At 64.7% G+C, this 14,468-nt stretch carries 23 protein-coding genes; 13 read left to right on the top strand and 10 right to left on the bottom strand.

Features of this window, described 5'->3' with window-relative positions; genetic code table 11:
* Nucleotides 1–4: 4 nt before the first annotated feature.
* Nucleotides 5–283 carry a type II toxin-antitoxin system RelE/ParE family toxin gene (locus SPYCW_RS10650; RefSeq protein WP_120216757.1) on the bottom strand — a complete coding sequence of 93 codons (279 nt, stop codon included), beginning with the start codon at nt 281–283 and terminating at the stop codon, nt 5–7.
* Nucleotides 280–504, bottom strand: a complete 225-nt coding sequence (locus tag SPYCW_RS10645) for a hypothetical protein (protein ID WP_120216756.1) — start codon at nt 502–504, stop codon at nt 280–282. The genes SPYCW_RS10650 and SPYCW_RS10645 overlap by 4 nt, the downstream gene beginning before the upstream one ends.
* A 71-nt stretch (nt 505–575) precedes the next feature.
* Here SPYCW_RS10645 and thiS point away from each other — a divergent pair, with 71 nt between their 5' ends.
* The 3 genes from thiS to SPYCW_RS10630 are packed head-to-tail and all read left to right on the top strand — an operon-like array spanning nt 576 to nt 2,411.
* The gene (thiS, locus tag SPYCW_RS19460) at nt 576–782 is read left to right on the top strand and encodes a sulfur carrier protein ThiS (RefSeq protein WP_120218245.1); all 207 of its coding nucleotides are present in this window, start codon (nt 576–578) and stop codon (nt 780–782) included.
* Nucleotides 779–1,549, top strand: a complete 771-nt coding sequence (locus tag SPYCW_RS10635; protein ID WP_120216755.1) for a thiazole synthase — start codon at nt 779–781, stop codon at nt 1,547–1,549. The genes thiS and SPYCW_RS10635 overlap by 4 nt, the downstream gene beginning before the upstream one ends.
* 10 nt (nt 1,550–1,559) lie before the next feature.
* Entirely contained in the window at nt 1,560–2,411 is an 852-nt protein-coding gene (locus SPYCW_RS10630) for an amidohydrolase family protein (protein WP_120216754.1), read from the top strand.
* A 7-nt stretch (nt 2,412–2,418) separates the two neighbouring features.
* On the opposite strand, the gene SPYCW_RS10625 is transcribed toward SPYCW_RS10630, so the two are convergent.
* Complete coding sequence (locus SPYCW_RS10625) at nt 2,419–2,868, bottom strand: hypothetical protein (protein WP_120216753.1); 450 nt, start codon at nt 2,866–2,868, stop codon at nt 2,419–2,421.
* Nucleotides 2,869–3,011: 143 nt separating this feature from the next.
* Here SPYCW_RS10625 and SPYCW_RS10620 point away from each other — a divergent pair, with 143 nt between their 5' ends.
* Nucleotides 3,012–3,194, top strand: coding sequence for a CsbD family protein (locus SPYCW_RS10620; RefSeq protein WP_120216752.1), 183 nt, complete (start codon nt 3,012–3,014; stop codon nt 3,192–3,194).
* Between the two features lie 153 nt (nt 3,195–3,347).
* Here SPYCW_RS10620 and SPYCW_RS10615 read toward each other — a convergent pair whose 3' ends face one another.
* From SPYCW_RS10615 to SPYCW_RS10600, 4 genes are all read right to left on the bottom strand, one after another.
* The gene (locus tag SPYCW_RS10615; RefSeq protein ID WP_120216751.1) at nt 3,348–4,097 is read right to left on the bottom strand and encodes a hypothetical protein; all 750 of its coding nucleotides are present in this window, start codon (nt 4,095–4,097) and stop codon (nt 3,348–3,350) included.
* An 86-nt stretch (nt 4,098–4,183) separates the two neighbouring features.
* Nucleotides 4,184–4,624 carry a DUF1330 domain-containing protein gene (locus SPYCW_RS10610; protein WP_120216750.1) on the bottom strand — a complete coding sequence of 147 codons (441 nt, stop codon included), beginning with the start codon at nt 4,622–4,624 and terminating at the stop codon, nt 4,184–4,186.
* Nucleotides 4,621–5,172: a GNAT family N-acetyltransferase gene (locus SPYCW_RS10605; protein WP_120216749.1), complete on the bottom strand. Its 552-nt coding sequence runs from the start codon at nt 5,170–5,172 to the stop codon at nt 4,621–4,623. Before SPYCW_RS10605 ends, SPYCW_RS10610 begins: the two co-directional genes overlap by 4 nt.
* Before the next feature lie 179 nt (nt 5,173–5,351).
* Complete coding sequence (locus tag SPYCW_RS10600) at nt 5,352–5,741, bottom strand: glycine zipper 2TM domain-containing protein (RefSeq protein WP_120216748.1); 390 nt, start codon at nt 5,739–5,741, stop codon at nt 5,352–5,354.
* A gap of 181 nt (nt 5,742–5,922) precedes the next feature.
* Here SPYCW_RS10600 and SPYCW_RS10595 point away from each other — a divergent pair, with 181 nt between their 5' ends.
* The gene (locus SPYCW_RS10595; protein WP_120216747.1) at nt 5,923–6,144 is read left to right on the top strand and encodes a hypothetical protein; all 222 of its coding nucleotides are present in this window, start codon (nt 5,923–5,925) and stop codon (nt 6,142–6,144) included.
* A gap of 29 nt (nt 6,145–6,173) precedes the next feature.
* A complete protein-coding gene (gene rarD, locus SPYCW_RS10590) occupies nt 6,174–7,091 on the top strand; it encodes an EamA family transporter RarD (RefSeq protein ID WP_120216746.1) in 918 nt (305 codons plus the stop codon).
* 143 nt (nt 7,092–7,234) lie between these two features.
* Here the strand turns inward: rarD and pyrC are convergent, their stop codons facing one another.
* Nucleotides 7,235–8,257 carry a dihydroorotase gene (gene pyrC, locus SPYCW_RS10585; RefSeq protein WP_120216745.1) on the bottom strand — a complete coding sequence of 341 codons (1,023 nt, stop codon included), beginning with the start codon at nt 8,255–8,257 and terminating at the stop codon, nt 7,235–7,237.
* 60 nt (nt 8,258–8,317) lie between these two features.
* Between pyrC and ygfZ the strand changes: the two genes are divergently transcribed.
* The 3 genes from ygfZ to SPYCW_RS10570 are packed head-to-tail and all read left to right on the top strand — an operon-like array spanning nt 8,318 to nt 10,267.
* Entirely contained in the window at nt 8,318–9,046 is a 729-nt protein-coding gene (gene ygfZ / locus SPYCW_RS10580; protein ID WP_120216744.1) for a CAF17-like 4Fe-4S cluster assembly/insertion protein YgfZ, read from the top strand.
* Between the two features lie 31 nt (nt 9,047–9,077).
* Entirely contained in the window at nt 9,078–9,665 is a 588-nt protein-coding gene (locus SPYCW_RS10575) for a hypothetical protein (protein WP_120216743.1), read from the top strand.
* Nucleotides 9,666–9,700: 35 nt separating this feature from the next.
* The gene (locus SPYCW_RS10570; protein WP_120216742.1) at nt 9,701–10,267 is read left to right on the top strand and encodes a retropepsin-like aspartic protease family protein; all 567 of its coding nucleotides are present in this window, start codon (nt 9,701–9,703) and stop codon (nt 10,265–10,267) included.
* Nucleotides 10,268–10,276: 9 nt separating this feature from the next.
* Here SPYCW_RS10570 and SPYCW_RS10565 read toward each other — a convergent pair whose 3' ends face one another.
* Nucleotides 10,277–10,582 (bottom strand): YdeI/OmpD-associated family protein, encoded by a 306-nt coding sequence (locus SPYCW_RS10565; RefSeq protein WP_120216741.1) that lies wholly within the window; start codon nt 10,580–10,582, stop codon nt 10,277–10,279.
* A gap of 84 nt (nt 10,583–10,666) precedes the next feature.
* Here SPYCW_RS10565 and SPYCW_RS10560 point away from each other — a divergent pair, with 84 nt between their 5' ends.
* Nucleotides 10,667–11,335, top strand: a complete 669-nt coding sequence (locus SPYCW_RS10560) for an MBL fold metallo-hydrolase (protein ID WP_120216740.1) — start codon at nt 10,667–10,669, stop codon at nt 11,333–11,335.
* 124 nt (nt 11,336–11,459) lie between these two features.
* On the opposite strand, the gene SPYCW_RS10555 is transcribed toward SPYCW_RS10560, so the two are convergent.
* Complete coding sequence (locus tag SPYCW_RS10555) at nt 11,460–11,900, bottom strand: MAPEG family protein (protein ID WP_120216739.1); 441 nt, start codon at nt 11,898–11,900, stop codon at nt 11,460–11,462.
* 325 nt (nt 11,901–12,225) lie between these two features.
* Between SPYCW_RS10555 and rpmF the strand changes: the two genes are divergently transcribed.
* The 3 genes from rpmF to SPYCW_RS10540 are packed head-to-tail and all read left to right on the top strand — an operon-like array spanning nt 12,226 to nt 14,424.
* Nucleotides 12,226–12,405, top strand: a complete 180-nt coding sequence (rpmF, locus tag SPYCW_RS10550; protein ID WP_011541714.1) for a 50S ribosomal protein L32 — start codon at nt 12,226–12,228, stop codon at nt 12,403–12,405.
* Nucleotides 12,406–12,427: 22 nt separating this feature from the next.
* Nucleotides 12,428–13,462 (top strand): phosphate acyltransferase PlsX, encoded by a 1,035-nt coding sequence (gene plsX / locus SPYCW_RS10545; RefSeq protein ID WP_120216738.1) that lies wholly within the window; start codon nt 12,428–12,430, stop codon nt 13,460–13,462.
* Nucleotides 13,459–14,424 (top strand): beta-ketoacyl-ACP synthase III, encoded by a 966-nt coding sequence (locus SPYCW_RS10540; RefSeq protein ID WP_120216737.1) that lies wholly within the window; start codon nt 13,459–13,461, stop codon nt 14,422–14,424. Before plsX ends, SPYCW_RS10540 begins: the two co-directional genes overlap by 4 nt.
* The last annotated feature ends 44 nt before the right edge of the window (nt 14,425–14,468 follow it).

The following is a 14,468-nucleotide window of genomic DNA, read 5'->3' as shown; positions in this document are numbered from 1 at the left end:
GTCGTCATATCTCGCGGTCTTGATAGCGAAAGATGCCCAGGATCACGACCTGTTGTTCCTTCACCGCATAAGCGATTTTGAAATGAAATTTTATCGTGACGATCCGCCGGAACGCCCGATCGGGGACTTGCATGCCGGAATGCGGATAATGTGCGAGTTGATCGATCGAGCGATAGATGTCCGCGAGGATGTTGGAGGTCGTTTCCGGCGCGACCTCGTCATAATAAGCGATGATCGATCGCAGATCGCTTTCCGCTTCTTTGCGGAACAGGATGGCCTTCATGCCGAGAAGGGTTGACCGAACAGCTTTGCGATCTCTGCCTCGCTCGAAAATTCCGGGGCGGGGTTTGCGACGCGCCGGTCGATTTCGGCGAGTTCCCGCGGGGAAAGGTCGAACTGCTCCGACAGCGATTCCATCAATGCGGATAGCGACGCCTCCACGGCTTCCAACTGATCGGCAGGAAGCGCTTGGGCGAAAGACATGAATTTTTCGAGCGACGTCATGCGCGCTTTATATGGCAAAAAACGTGTCGCGGATATGGTGTTTTCCAGCGAAGCCGGTAAGCGAACGGGCCATGGCTATCAAGATCATGCTCAACGGCGAACAACGGCAGGTGCGCGAAGGCAGCGTCGCCGATCTCGTCGCTTCGCTGGGCCTCGACGTCAAAAAGGTTGCGGTCGAGCGCAATCGCGTAATCGTGCCGCGCTCGACGCTGGCTGAGGTGGCGCTCGCCGAGGGCGACGCGCTGGAAATTGTGCATTTTGTGGGAGGCGGTTGTTGACCGACACTTGGAGCGTTGCCGGACGGACATTCACGTCGCGGCTGATTGTCGGAACCGGCAAATATAAGGATTTCGAGCAGAATGCGGCCGCAGTCGCGGCGTCGGGGGCAGAGATCGTCACCGTCGCGGTGCGCCGCGTCAATGTGTCGGATCCGGCCGCGCCGATGCTGACCGACTATATTGATCCCAAGAAGATCACCTATTTGCCCAACACAGCAGGCTGCTTCAACGCTGACGATGCGATCCGCACCTTGCGGCTGGCGCGCGAGGCGGGCGGCTGGGATCTGGTGAAGCTGGAAGTGCTCGGCGAGGCGAAGACGCTCTATCCCAATATGCGCGAGACGCTGGAGGCGACCGAGGTGCTCGCGAAAGAGGGCTTCCTGCCGATGGTCTATTGCGTCGACGATCCGATCGCCGCGAAACAGCTCGAGGATGCGGGCGCGGTCGCGGTGATGCCGCTGGGCGCGCCGATCGGGTCGGGGCTGGGCATCCAGAACCGCGTCACGATCCGCCTGATCGTCGAGGGCGCGTCGGTGCCGGTGCTCGTCGATGCAGGCGTCGGCACGGCAAGCGATGCCGCGGTGGCGATGGAGCTTGGCTGCGACGGCGTGCTGATGAACACCGCGATCGCCGAGGCGAAGGACCCGATCCGCATGGCGCGCGCGATGCGCCAAGCGGTCGAGGCGGGGCGCGACGCCTATCTGGCGGGGCGGATGGGCCTGCGCAAATATGCCGATCCGTCGAGCCCGCTGGCAGGGCTGATCTGAGGAGCCTCACATGAAAATCCTGACCCTGCTAGCTGCCGTGCTGTTGGCCCCGCAGGTGGCAATCGCGCAGCCGGTGTTCGACAGCCACGTCCATCTGTGGGATGGCGACAAGTCGATCGGCGAATATGAGGCGCAGGTGAAAGGTGCCGGGCTGACGATCACCGGCTTTGGCGGTATGTGGTTCGGTGGGCCGGAGAACCAGGCGCTGGCGGGCAATCCGGCCAGCATCCGGGCGCATAATGACGCGTTGCTGGCGCTCGCAAAAAGGCACCCAACGATGGTGCCGATCGCGACGGTCCACCCCTATGATGCGGCGGCGGCGCTCGACGAGCTGCAGCGCGTGGCGGGATTGGGCGTCAAGATGCTAAAGATCCATCCGCACACCCAGCGCTTCGACCCCGCCGACCCCCGGGTACTGGCGCTGGTTCGGCGCGCCGGCGAACTGGGCGTCGTCGTGGTGATGGACAATGCCAATATCGTGCCGGGCGGCGACAGCGAAAAGCTGTTCAATCTGGCGCTGTCCGCGCCGAAGACCAAATTTGTCTTTGCCCATCTGGGCGGGCTGAATTTCCGTTTCTGGAACATATTGAAAATGGCGCGCACCGCCGAGGGGCTGTTCGGCGACAATATCTATTTCGACATTTCGGCGACGGTGACGCTGGCCGCCGATGCGCCGATCGAGGAAGAATTCATCTGGACGCTGCGCAATGTCGGGATCGACCATGTCCTCATCGGATCGGACTATCCGCAGTTTTCGCTCAAACAGACGCTCGACGCGCTCGACAAGCTCGACATCACGCCCGCCGAAAAGGCGAAAATCCGCCACGAAAATGCGCGGGCACTGTTGGGCCTGAAGCCGTAAGGCGAAATCAGAAGGGGGCAGGCGAGCGATAGAGCATCGCGATGCGCTCGATCTGACCGTCGATGCCCAGCACCACCTCGACATCCCACAGCAATTTGCCGGGGCCGTCGGGAAGGACGATGATCCGATAGGGCTGCCACAGCTTGTTGTCGGTCGCCTTGCGCTCGACGCGGAACGTCTTGGCGAGTGGAAGGCGGAGGAAGGCGTCGCGCGGCGCGGTGCGCGTCATCGGATAGGATGCGGGCGCGCCGGACAGCAGCTCGAAATACGCCTTTTCGCCATTCTTGAGCCTGGCCTGCGCGTCGGCGATCTTTGCGATCAGCGCCGCAGCCTCTTCGGCGTTTAGGCCGCGCAGTTGGGGCTGCGCCGCGACGTCGGCCGGTGTCGGCTGTGCAAGGGCAGCGGGGGCGAGCAGGAGAGCGGTCGCCGCGAGCAGGAAGCAGCGTGGATTTGTCATGCCGCTATTCAATCCTCTTTGGGCCGCAGGTCAAACGTCCTTTTTTCTGAACGCTTTGCCGGGTGCGCGGAACATTGGCGACGGTGGCCCGTTGGTGGGGCAAGAGGCAGCGTCGCCTCGGCCATCAGCTAAGGAGAAATTCCATGGGTGAACTCACCGAAAAAGCCAAAGGTCTTGCCAACGAAGCCGTCGGCAACACCAAGCAGGCGATCGGCAAGGCGACCGACAACGAGCGGCTGCGCTCCGAAGGCGCTGCGCAGGAGCGCAAGGGCGAAGCCCAGAATCTGAAGGGCAAGGTCCAGGGCGCGCTGGGCGACAAGGTCTGACGATCCGCCGTCATGCTAAAGGAAAAGGCTCCGGGAGACCGGAGCCTTTTTTGTTGGGTGGTTGATTGGTCGCCTTCCACCGTAGCCCTGAGCCTGTCGAAGGGCACTTATCGCCGATAAGCGCTCTTCGACAGGGCTCAGGGCTACGGCCTTTTAGCGCCCGCCCGACGCGACCAGATCGACGTCGGTCATGCCGCCGTCGCGGCGTGCCATGATGACATAGGCGAGGTCGCCCTTGGTGCCGCCCAGCATATGCTCATTGCCGTTGACGCGATGGTCGCTGGTGTAACCGGCGCGGATCGCCATCGTGTGATAATAATCGAACACGCCCTGGATCGACGCCGCGGTCTGGAAATTGACGACGCGGATGTTGCACTTGCCGCCTGCGATGCCAGCGGCTTCCCGCAGCGTCGCGCGCGGATAGACTTTGAACGCGGCGGGCAGGCGATCGGCCCAGGCATTGCCGTAGGTCAGCTTGGCGTCGCAGCCGCCCTTTGACTGATCGCGCGCGAGCGCGCCGATGGTCACCGGGCGATCCTTCGCCTCGCAGCCGTCGCAGCCCGCTTCGAGCGGCAAGGCTTTCGGGGCTGCCAGCAACTTGCCGGCCTTGAGCGCCGCGGCGGCTTCGGCGACGGTCGCGGCCTTGCCGCCCGCAACGCCGGGAACGCCGCCATCGACGGGCCGGTTACCCGGACCGACGGCATTCTGGTTCGCCTGACCCGCGAGCTTGGGATCGACCATGATCTTGTCTTCGAGCGCGCCCTTCACCGCCGGATCGGCGTTGGTCAGCCCGTCGTCGAGCGGGGCGAGTTCGGACTTGGCTTCGGGGTTGTCCCGGCAACCGGCGAGCGGTGCCGCCGCCATCAGCAGGCCGGTGACCAGCCATTTTCCGCGCAAGATCATCGCTAACACTCCCTTAATCTTTGACCCGGATTGCCCGATCCTGGTTAAAAAGGCGCAAAGAAAATGCGTTAACGGGTAACGCTTTGTTAGCCGAAAACTGTCTCGGACAGGGACGCTTTCGGGTCGCAGCGGATCAGCCGCGAGGTTGCGACGGCCGCCTGACGGTGGATGACCGCCTGTCGATAGACCGGATCGGTGACCATTTCCATGAAGGCGGCGCTGGTCGGATATTCGGCGATGAACATCGCATCCCAATGTTCGGCATCGGGTCCGATGACCATCGCCTGCATCGTCCCGCGCCACACGATCCGGCCGCCGACGCGCTGGAATATCGGTCCGCTGTCGGCGCCATAATGGGCATAGGCGTCGGCGCCGCTCAGCCCTTTGTCGGCCAGCCCATGGTCGGCGGGGTAGGTCGCGGTGGCCTTGAAGCGAACGAGGTTGAGCATGTGGATCACGCGATCGCGCGGCAGCGCCTTGAACGCATCGAACTGCGCGCGTTCGGGGTCGATGTGCTGGTCGGTCATGGCAGGAACTCCTTGCGCTTGATCCGCCAGGCATCGGCGCTTTGCGTCCAGGCGTCCACCGGTGCATCCTCGAACGGCGCGGGCAGTTGGGTCGGGCCGCTGTTGGTCGCGCCCAGCCGTGCAGCGAGCGCCTGCGACCGCGTGTTGGCGGGGTCGATGCTGTGCATCAGTTCGGGCCATTTCAGAAATTCGACGGCAAAGTCGCACGCCGCGACCGATCCTTCGAAGGCGTAGCCTTTGCCGGCAAATTTGGCGCGCACGCCATAACCGATCTCGGGCGCGGGCCAGCCGTCGGGCTCCCATGGCCCCAGCCGTCCGATCCATTCGCCGCTGGCGCGTTCGATCACCGAAAACATCGAGAAACCGCGAATATGCCATGCGCCGGCGAGCGTGCACCACTGGCGCCAGGCCGCGGCGCGGGGGCAGGTGCCACCGATGAATTTCATGGTTTCGGGCTCGGCGCACATTTCGGCGAACGCGTCGAAATCCTCGGCGGCGGGCGGTCGCAGGATGAGGCGCTCGGTAACGAGCAGCGGGCCGTTGAGCATGGTAGATCCTCTCCCGTTGATCAGGGAGAGTGCTTGTGGGCCAAGTCGCTCGGCGGGACAAGCGCCGGCTGAAGGCCAGACACGATGTTGAGGGCGCCGACGACCAGGTCGACGCCCTCTCCATCACGTGTGCGGGCGGAGGGGTCTCGGACCCACACCCGTAACGGGGTCTCTATCGCTTAGCGGCAGCGATATTTGTCGCGGTCGATCTCGCGGCCGATCAGCGCGCCGCCCGCGGCGCCAATCACCGTACCGAGCAGCTTGTCGCCGCGACCGGCGATTTCATTACCGGCGAGGCCGCCGACGGCGCCACCGATCAACAGGCCCGTGGTGCCATTGTCGCGCTTGCAGCGATAACGACCATCGTCACCGCGCCAGACGCGGGTGTTCGCATGGACGCGCTGGTCATGGTAATGACGCTTTTTACGCTTGTGAAAGCTGCTCGACTGATCGAGTTCATGAAAGCCTGGCGCCTTGGCGGGGGCCGTCATCCCGGCATAGGCCGGAGCGGTCAGGGCAACGCTGGCAGCGGCGATGGCGCCCATCAGGCCTTTGTTGAAGTTACGCATCTTATAATCCTTTCCTGGCGTCGCGCCTTGTGCCGCTGGACGGCTTTGGGCGCTTCGAGGAGAAAACGACCCACGCCCCAATCGCGTTGCATGAACGCGGGGCAACAAGATGAAGTGAGCGCTATCATCGACGAACCGAAAGGGACTTGCTGGTTGCGCGGCGGCATGCGACAGTCCCGAAATGCTCAATATTGCCTCGCTCGTCATCGGCGCCATCGCTCTGGTTCTGGCTGTTTTCGCCTTCATTCCGCTGTTGGGGTGGGCAAATTGGGTCATCGTTCCTTTTGCCGTTGTCGGGCTCGCGCTCGGCGCCATGTCTAGCAGCACCAGCGGTCGCAATCTGAACATCGTCGTGATCGTCATCGGCGTAGTCCGCCTGATGCTGGGCGGCGGCATCATCTGAATTTCGGCCGAAAGGCAGGTTTTTTGTCCATGGTTCAGCCGACCGTCCCCGCGGCGCGCGAGCAGCGCGGTCTGCCCTATGCGCTGGGCGCCTATGCGATCTGGGGCTTTGTTCCGCTGTTCTTCAAGCTGCTGGAGGCGGTGCCGCCGGTCGAGGTGCTGGCGCAGCGGATCATCTGGTCCTTGCCGCTGTGTTTCGTGATCATGGCGTTTCGTCGCCAGATCGGCGAATATCTGGCGGCGCTGAAAGATTGGCGTGTGCTGCGCCTGCTGCTCGCGAGTTCGCTGCTGATCGCGCTCAACTGGCTCGTTTACATCCATGCGGTGTTTACCGACCATGTGCTCGCGGCGAGCCTTGGCTATTATCTCAACCCGCTGGTCAATGTGCTGCTCGGCATGATCTTCCTGGGTGAGCGATTGTCGCGGCTGCAGGCGGTTGCCGTGGTGATCGCGGCGATTGGCGTTGCGATCTTGCTCGCCGGGGCACTCGACACGCTGTGGATCAGCCTGACGCTGGCGCTAAGTTTCGGAACCTATGGGCTGATCCGCAAGGTGGTGCCGGTGGGTTCGCTCCCGGGGCTGGCGATCGAGACGACCTTGTTGCTGCCCGTGTCGCTGGCGGCGGCGGTTTATTATCTCTGGATCGACGACGGGCTTGGCTTTGGGGCGAGCGCCGAGATCAGCTGGCTGCTCGCGGCGGCGGGCGTCGTCACCGCGATACCACTGCTATTGTTCGCGACCGCGGCGCGGCGGATGAGTTATGCGGCGCTAGGGTTCGTCCAATATCTGGCGCCGAGCATCGCCTTTTTGCTTGGGCTGTTCGTGTTCGATGAACCGCTGAAGCCCGCGCAGCTGTTTTGCTTTCTGCTGATCTGGCTCAGTATCGCGGTGTTCAGTTTTGATATGTGGCGCAAGATGCGCGCGGAACGGATGGTGACGGTGGCCTGAGTTTGATCCTCCCTGTGGCGGAGCCATGGGGAGGGGGACCGTTCGCGAAGCGAATGGTGGAGGGGCCGCAACGGTCGCGCCAAAGCCCCTCCGTCAGCGCTTCGCGCTGCCACCTCCCCATGGCTTCGCCAAAGGGAGGATCGTTAGACCAGTCGCCAGCCCAGCGTTTCGCCCGCATGGAAGGGCACCACCTCGCCGATCCGGTCGGGGACGACGACCTCGGCACGCTCCAAGGTCACCGTGCCCTCGTTGAGCGGCAGGCCGTAAAAGCGTGGCCCATGTTCGCTGGCGAACCCCTCGAACCGGTCGAGCGCGCCATCCTCGTCGAAGGCCGCAATATAGCTTTCGAGCGCATAGGGGGCATTGAAGATCCCCGCGCAGCCGCACGACGCTTCCTTGGTATGCACGGCGTGCGGCGCGCTGTCGGTGCCGAGGAAGAATTTCGGCGAGCCCGAGGTCGCGGCGGCGCGCACCGCGAGCCGGTGATGCTCGCGCTTGGCGACGGGCAGGCAATAGGCGTGCGGGCGGATGCCGCCGACCAGCATTGCGTTGCGGTTGATGTGGAGGTGCTGCGGGGTGATCGTTGCCGCGACGTTGGTGGGGGCGTCGACGACGAACTGCGCCGCCTCGGCCGTCGTGATATGTTCGAAGACGATCTTGAGGTCGGGGAGGGCGCGGACGAGTGGTTCCAGCGTGCGCTCGATGAACACCGCCTCGCGGTCGAAGATATCGACGTCATGGTCGGTGACTTCGCCGTGGATCAGGAGCGGCATGCCGATCGCCTGCATTCGCTCGAGCACGCCCATGATGTTGGCGACGTCGGTGACGCCATGCGCGCTGCCGGTGGTGGCGTGCGCGGGGTAGAGCTTGGCGGCGGTGAACACGCCTTCAGCATGGCCGCGCGCAATTTCGTCGGCGTCGGTGGCGTCGGTCAGATAGGCGACGATCAGCGGGGTGAAGTCGAGATCGGCGGGAACCGCGGCGTTGATCCGGTCGCGATAGGCGCGGCCTTCCTCGGCAGTGGTCACCGGCGGCGACAGATTGGGCATGACGATCGCGCGGGCGAACTGGCGCGCGGTGTAGCGCGCGACATGGGTCAGCATCGCGCCGTCGCGCAGGTGAACGTGCCAGTCGTCGGGGCGGCGGATGGTCAGGCGGTCGGTCATACGGCTCTCGCGGGTAAAATGGGCGCTTGGTTTTGGCTGCGGCGTCCCTAGATTATCGCCATGGCCAATACCACCCTCATCAACCGTGCCCTGATCCGTCTGTCAGGGGACGATGTCCGCGGCTTTCTGCAGGGTCTGGTCACCAACGACACATCGGGCGATTTGCCGGTCTGGGCGGCGCTGCTGTCGGCGCAGGGCAAGGCGCTGTTCGATTTCCTGATCTGGGGGCATGGTGACGACATATTGATCGATTGCGAGCGCGATGCGGCGGGCGATCTGGCGAAGCGGCTGACGCTCTATCGCCTGCGCCGTGCGATCACGATCGAGCACGAACCCAACCTCTGCGTCCATTGGTCCGTCGAGGGCGATGCCGGCGTCGTCGATCCACGGCTGCCCGAGCTAGGCCGGCGCTGGCTGGCGCCCGCCGATGGCGATGCGGGCGCGGACGAGGCATGGCGCGCGCACCGGCTGGCGCTGGGCGTCACCGAAGGGCGCCCCGAGCTGGGCGACGGGACGACGCTGTGGCTCGAATGCAACGCCGCCGAATTGAACGGCGTCAGTTTCTCCAAGGGCTGCTACGTCGGACAGGAGAATACCGCGCGGATGAACTGGCGCCAAAAGATCAACCGGCGGCTGGTGGTGGTGCCGATCGCCGAAGCCGATGAAAAACGGCAGGTGATCGCCTATCCCGATCTCGGCTGGTCGGTCGAGCATCGCCGGATCGAGAGCATCGACCCCGCCGTAGCCTCGCCCTGGATGCGCGGTGCACTGGTGCCGTCGGGCGCCTGACACGCGCCGCGATGTCTGCTATGATCCAGCCATGCGCGCTTTCCTGATTTCGTCGGCGCTGGTCGCCGCTTTCGCTACGCCCGCTCTCGCGACGGAGGCGGGTGCGCCCGCTTCGTTGCTCGCGGTCGAGACTGAAGCGGCCCCACCGCGGGCGCAACTGGCTCCGCTTGCTGCCGATTCGGCGTGGACGCCGCGCTTTGCCGCGGCCGCCGACGAATTGGCGACGGCGCTGCGGTCGCGTGATGAGGCGCGCTGGGCGCCGCTGCTCGGCGGACAATGGCTCGCGGCGGCCGACCGCGCGCAAATCGCGGAACTGCTCCGCGACGGCAACAGCCCCTTTCGGCACGCCTTGTTTTCCAAGGGGTTTACGCACCGCGCGATCCTTGGCTGGAGCGCGCCGGCGTCGCTCAACGCCGACGAACGCGCCGCGATCGAAGCTGGGACCGAGGCGGAGGCGCTGGTGTGCTGGTCGGCGGGTGGCGCTGGCGATCAATGGCCAGTAACCGCCGCCGATGCCGACAATCGGACGGGCCGCCCCTATGCTTGCGCGCGGATCGCGTATAGCATTCGCGGCGAAAAGCCGACGTGGCGCGCCTTCATCGAACAGCCGCTCGCTTAACCATTCTCCAACCCAAATTTGCGACAAGCGGCGCCATGTTTGGGCGCTTCCTTGGTTTGACCGCGGTCATCGCAGCGGTTTCGATCGGCATCGCCGGGGTCGCCATCCGCGCGCCCGGCAGCGATGCCCGCGCGGCTGCCGATGCCGATGCCGATGCCGATGATAACAGCAACTGGACGACCCAGCGCAGCCGCAGCGGCGGCTGGGATTCGTCGACCAGCAAGCCGCGTTCGTCGGGGGGCGAAGTGCGGCTCGGCCGATCGGGCGATTCGCATTTTTACGCCGACACCAATATCGACGGCACCAATATCCGGATGATGGTCGACAGCGGCGCGTCGATCATCGCGCTCACCCGCCGCGATGCCGAAGCAATCGGGATCGATGTCGATCGGCTGCCGATCGGCGGCATGGCGCGCACCGCGGGCGGCGAGGTTCCGATGCGCACCGTGATGCTCGACAGCGTTGAGGTCGACGGACTGGAAGTGCGGCAGGTGCAGGCAGCGGTGATCGACACCGACATGGGCGTGTCGCTGCTCGGCCAGAGCTATCTGTCGCAGCTCGATGCGGTGAATGTCGAAGGCGACACGATGACGCTGCGCTGAGGCGCCGCGCTATTTTGCCTTCTTGTCGATCAATACCGCCTGTTGCCATCGGCTTGGCGCCTTGTCGGTGCGGTGGATGCACCCGGCCCAGCAGCATGGCCGCTTCTTGCCCTCGTGCAACTCCTCGATCGTCCGCTGGATCCGGCGCGCGCGCGTCTTGGCCTGTTTCGCGTCGTCGACCCAACAGATAAACTCGTTGCGGCCGAGCGGGGTCAGGCTTTGCCACAGCGCCAGCGCCGCGGCATCGGAGGTCAGGGCCGCCTGCATATCGTTGCCCGCGACATGCACGGTGCCGTGAAGAAAGGCGTCGGTCATGGCCCGGAGGAATAGGAGGGCTGGCTCGGCGGGTCAAATCGGCGGTGGCTTGCCATTTGCACCGCTTTTCCCCACATCACCGGCATGAACGCTCCCCAACCTCCGATGCGCGCGGCGATCGTGCCGGTCACCGCTTTCCAGCAGAACTGCACCCTGCTCTGGTGCACCGAAACCAACAAGGCGGCCTTTGTCGATCCGGGCGGCGACCTGCCCAAGCTGAAGGATGCGGTGCGGCAGACGGGGGTCGAGGTCGAGAAGATATTGGTGACCCACGGTCATATGGATCATTGCGGCCAGGCCGGGATGCTGGCGAAGGAACTGGGCGTGCCGATCGAGGGGCCGCACGAGGATGACCGCTTCTGGATCGCGCAATTCGCCGAGGATGGCGCGCGGTTCGGCATGGTCGGGGAAACCTTCGAACCCGATCGCTGGCTGGTCGATGGTGATACGGTGACCGTCGGCAATCTGACGATCGACGTTATCCACTGCCCAGGCCATACGCCGGGCCATGTCGTGTTCCATCATGCGCCGTCGAAGCTGGCGATCGTCGGCGACGTGATTTTTCAGGGATCGATCGGGCGCACCGACTTTCCGCGCGGCAATCACCAGCAATTGCTCGATTCGATCACGCAAAAGCTGTGGCCGCTCGGCGGCGACACGACCTTCCTGCCGGGGCATGGCGCGCACAGCAATTTTGCGCATGAGCGGCGGACCAACCCGTTTGTCGGCGATATGGTGTTGGGGACGGCCTAATTCTCCCCTCCCGCTTGCGGGAGGGGCTGGGGGTGGGCAGCGACCTCGCTATGCCCACCCCGCTGCGACTAGCGAGCAAGCTCGCAAGTCTCGCTGCCCCTCCCGCGAGCGGGAAGGGAGAGGTTTACTTCGGCGCCACCACCATCGTTTCCTCGATCTCGGTCGTCGTGATGCTGGTCGGTGTCATATAGACGATCCACAGCGCGCCGAGCGCCAAGCCTAGCTGGGTCAGCATGGTGATGATCGTGCCGACCATGCGGCCCCACATCAAGCCGTCCATGCCGATCGCGTGCAGGATACGCCCGACGAGGTACAGCGCGCCGACCCCCCACAGCCACATCGACGAGCCGAGGCCGAGTTCGACGAGCGCGAGCAGGATCAGCACAAAGGCGGTGTTTTCGACAAAATTGCTGTGCGCGCGCATGCGGCGGGTCACCATTTCGCTGCCGCCGTCGCCGATGAAGACCTTCTCCTTGGTCCGCACGCGGCCGACGCGGATCGACAGCCACAGGTTGAGCAGCGCCGCGCCCGCGGCAATCGTCAGGCTGATTGGCAAGATTATCATATGCGTCCCCCCATTCGTCCGCAGCTGTTGTCGCCGGACGCTGACCGCGTGTGTGGCATCGCACCAACGGATCGGCAAGAGCGTCACATTCGTCCGTCGATTGTCATGCGCGGGGGTTGCCTTTGCGGGCAAAAACGCTATAGCCCCGCCCGATCCGGCACCCGACACCTTCTGGCGTTGAGGCACCCTTCGGCGGACGATTTCCCTGTCACTATCAGACTGGGACAAAGTATCGCACGGCGGGCGGGCCAGTCATTTCCGGCAACGGCGATGACAAATCCGGGTAGCCGATTCGTGACACACTATTGAGAATGCAGGAAATATCATGGCCGTTCCCAAGCGAAAAACCTCGCCCTCGAAGCGCGGCATGCGTCGCAGCCACGACAGCCTGAAGGTCGAAGCCTTTCAGGAATGCCCGAACTGCGGCGAGCTGAAGCGCCCGCACAACCTGTGCAATGCCTGTGGCCACTACAACGGCCGCGAAGTGGTGTCGGTCGGCGCCTGACCCCTAGCCGGAGCGCGAATACATGGCACTGACACCGCGAATCGCGATTGATGCGATGGGCGGTGACGTCGGCGTGCGCATGATGCTCGCCGGCGCTGCGATGGCGCGCCACAAGCACGACGGCCTGCGCTTCATTCTCGTCGGCGACGAGGTGCAGATCAAGGCGGCGCTCGACAACCACCCGAATCTGCGCGCGGCGTCGGACATCATCCACACCGATGGCGTGGTGACGGGCGAGGACAAGCCGAGCCAGGCGATCCGCAAGGCGAAAAGCACCTCGATGGGGCTCGCGATCGACGCGGTGAAGCGCGGCGATGCCGGCGGCGCCGTGTCGGCGGGCAACACCGGCGCGCTGATGGCGATGGCCAAGCTCGCGCTGCGCACGATGCCGGGGATCGACCGGCCCGCGCTCGCGGCGCTGCTGCCGACGCTAGGCGCCAACGACGTGGTCATGCTCGACCTTGGCGCCAATACCGAATGCGACGCCACCAACCTCACGCAATTTGCGGTGATGGGCGCGGCCTATGCGCGCACGGCGATGGGGCTGGAACGCCCGCGCGTCGCGCTGCTCAACATCGGCACCGAAGAATTGAAGGGCACCGACGAGATCCGCGATGCCGCGGCTTTGCTGCGCGCCGCCAAAGGGCTGCCGATGGAGTTTACGGGCTTTATCGAGGGCGACAAATTGTCGCGCGGCGATGTCGATGTCATCGTCCACGACGGTTTTTCGGGCAATATCGCGCTGAAGACGATCGAGGGGACGGCGCGCTTCGTCACCGATCTGCTCCGTCGCGCCTTTACCAGCTCGACGCGCTCGAAGATCGGTTTCCTGATCTCGCGTCCCGCGACCGAGTTGCTGCGCCATCATCTCGACCCCAACAACCATAATGGCGCGGTGTTCCTGGGCCTCAACGGCGTCGTGCTCAAAAGCCATGGCAGCGCGGACGCGAAGGGGGTCGCAAATTGCGTTCACCTGTGCGCCGAACTGATCGAAAAGGACATTACGCGGCAGGTGACCGAGGATCTGGCGAATTTCCGCAGCGGCGACGCGGCGTGACCGTGCGTGCGATCCTGGCCGGAACTGGTTCGGCGCTGCCGCGCACCCGGGTGTCGAACGCCGAACTTGCGACGCGGGTCGACACCAGCGACGAGTGGATCGTCGAGCGCACCGGCATCCGTTTCCGCCACATCGCCGAACCTGACGAGACGACCGCGACGCTGGGCGCCGACGCCGCCAGACAGGCGCTGGCCGCCGCGGGGCTGGAGCCGTCCGACATCGGGCTGATCATCGTCGCCACCGCGACCCCCGACAACACCTTCCCGGCCAGCGCCACCAAGGTCCAGGCGCTGCTCGGTGCGCCCGATTGCATCGCCTTTGACGTGGCCGCGGTCTGTTCGGGCTTCCTCTATGCGGTATCGGTCGCCGACTCGATGCTGCGCACCGGTGCGGCAAAGCACGCGCTGGTGATCGGCAGCGAAACCTTCAGTCGCATCCTCGACTGGGAAGACCGCACGACCTGCGTGCTGTTCGGCGACGGCGCGGGCGCAGTGGTGCTGTCGGCAGAGGATGTCGCTGACGATCGCGGTATCCTCGCGACGCGACTGCACGCCGAGGGCAAATATTGCGACATGCTCTATGTCGACGGCGGGCCGTCGACCACCGGCACCGTCGGCCACGTCCGCATGCAGGGCCGCGAAGTGTTCCGCCATGCCGTGACCAATCTGGCGTCGGTGCTGGGCGAAGTGATGACCGACGTCGGGCTGTCGCCCGACCAGATCGACTGGATTGTCCCGCATCAAGCGAACAAGCGGATCATCGATGCGACCGCCAAAAAGCTGGGCCTGCCCCCCGAGCGCGTCGTGCTGACGGTCGACCAGCATGCCAACACCTCGGCAGCGTCGGTGCCGCTGGCACTCGACCTCGCGGTACGCGACGGACGGATTAAGCGCGGCGACCTGGTCGTGCTCGAAGCGATGGGCGGCGGCTTTACCTGGGGCGCGGCGGTCCTGCGCGTCTGAGCTGCGGCTTCACCGCATTAACTCCTCGTCCCATCCATTTCAGT

This window comes from Sphingopyxis sp. EG6 (assembly GCF_003609815.1).
In the GTDB taxonomy this organism is placed as follows: domain Bacteria; phylum Pseudomonadota; class Alphaproteobacteria; order Sphingomonadales; family Sphingomonadaceae; genus Sphingopyxis.
This window is presented reverse-complemented; position numbering and strand designations above follow the sequence as displayed.

Bases quoted from the DNA above. Each gene is read 5' to 3' on its own strand.
- SPYCW_RS10650 (WP_120216757.1), bottom strand. From the start codon at position 283: ATGAAGGCCATCCTGTTCCGCAAAGAAGCGGAAAGCGATCTGCGATCG.
- SPYCW_RS10645 (WP_120216756.1), bottom strand. From the start codon at position 504: ATGACGTCGCTCGAAAAATTCATGTCTTTCGCCCAAGCGCTTCCTGCC.
- thiS (WP_120218245.1), top strand. From the start codon at position 576: ATGGCTATCAAGATCATGCTCAACGGCGAACAACGGCAGGTGCGCGAA.
- SPYCW_RS10630 (WP_120216754.1), top strand. From the start codon at position 1,560: ATGAAAATCCTGACCCTGCTAGCTGCCGTGCTGTTGGCCCCGCAGGTG.
- SPYCW_RS10625 (WP_120216753.1), bottom strand. From the start codon at position 2,868: ATGACAAATCCACGCTGCTTCCTGCTCGCGGCGACCGCTCTCCTGCTC.
- SPYCW_RS10620 (WP_120216752.1), top strand. From the start codon at position 3,012: ATGGGTGAACTCACCGAAAAAGCCAAAGGTCTTGCCAACGAAGCCGTC.
- SPYCW_RS10615 (WP_120216751.1), bottom strand. From the start codon at position 4,097: ATGATCTTGCGCGGAAAATGGCTGGTCACCGGCCTGCTGATGGCGGCG.
- SPYCW_RS10610 (WP_120216750.1), bottom strand. From the start codon at position 4,624: ATGACCGACCAGCACATCGACCCCGAACGCGCGCAGTTCGATGCGTTC.
- SPYCW_RS10605 (WP_120216749.1), bottom strand. From the start codon at position 5,172: ATGCTCAACGGCCCGCTGCTCGTTACCGAGCGCCTCATCCTGCGACCG.
- SPYCW_RS10600 (WP_120216748.1), bottom strand. From the start codon at position 5,741: ATGCGTAACTTCAACAAAGGCCTGATGGGCGCCATCGCCGCTGCCAGC.
- SPYCW_RS10595 (WP_120216747.1), top strand. From the start codon at position 5,923: ATGCTCAATATTGCCTCGCTCGTCATCGGCGCCATCGCTCTGGTTCTG.
- rarD (WP_120216746.1), top strand. From the start codon at position 6,174: ATGGTTCAGCCGACCGTCCCCGCGGCGCGCGAGCAGCGCGGTCTGCCC.
- pyrC (WP_120216745.1), bottom strand. From the start codon at position 8,257: ATGACCGACCGCCTGACCATCCGCCGCCCCGACGACTGGCACGTTCAC.
- ygfZ (WP_120216744.1), top strand. From the start codon at position 8,318: ATGGCCAATACCACCCTCATCAACCGTGCCCTGATCCGTCTGTCAGGG.
- SPYCW_RS10575 (WP_120216743.1), top strand. From the start codon at position 9,078: ATGCGCGCTTTCCTGATTTCGTCGGCGCTGGTCGCCGCTTTCGCTACG.
- SPYCW_RS10570 (WP_120216742.1), top strand. From the start codon at position 9,701: ATGTTTGGGCGCTTCCTTGGTTTGACCGCGGTCATCGCAGCGGTTTCG.
- SPYCW_RS10565 (WP_120216741.1), bottom strand. From the start codon at position 10,582: ATGACCGACGCCTTTCTTCACGGCACCGTGCATGTCGCGGGCAACGAT.
- SPYCW_RS10560 (WP_120216740.1), top strand. From the start codon at position 10,667: ATGAACGCTCCCCAACCTCCGATGCGCGCGGCGATCGTGCCGGTCACC.
- SPYCW_RS10555 (WP_120216739.1), bottom strand. From the start codon at position 11,900: ATGATAATCTTGCCAATCAGCCTGACGATTGCCGCGGGCGCGGCGCTG.
- rpmF (WP_011541714.1), top strand. From the start codon at position 12,226: ATGGCCGTTCCCAAGCGAAAAACCTCGCCCTCGAAGCGCGGCATGCGT.
- plsX (WP_120216738.1), top strand. From the start codon at position 12,428: ATGGCACTGACACCGCGAATCGCGATTGATGCGATGGGCGGTGACGTC.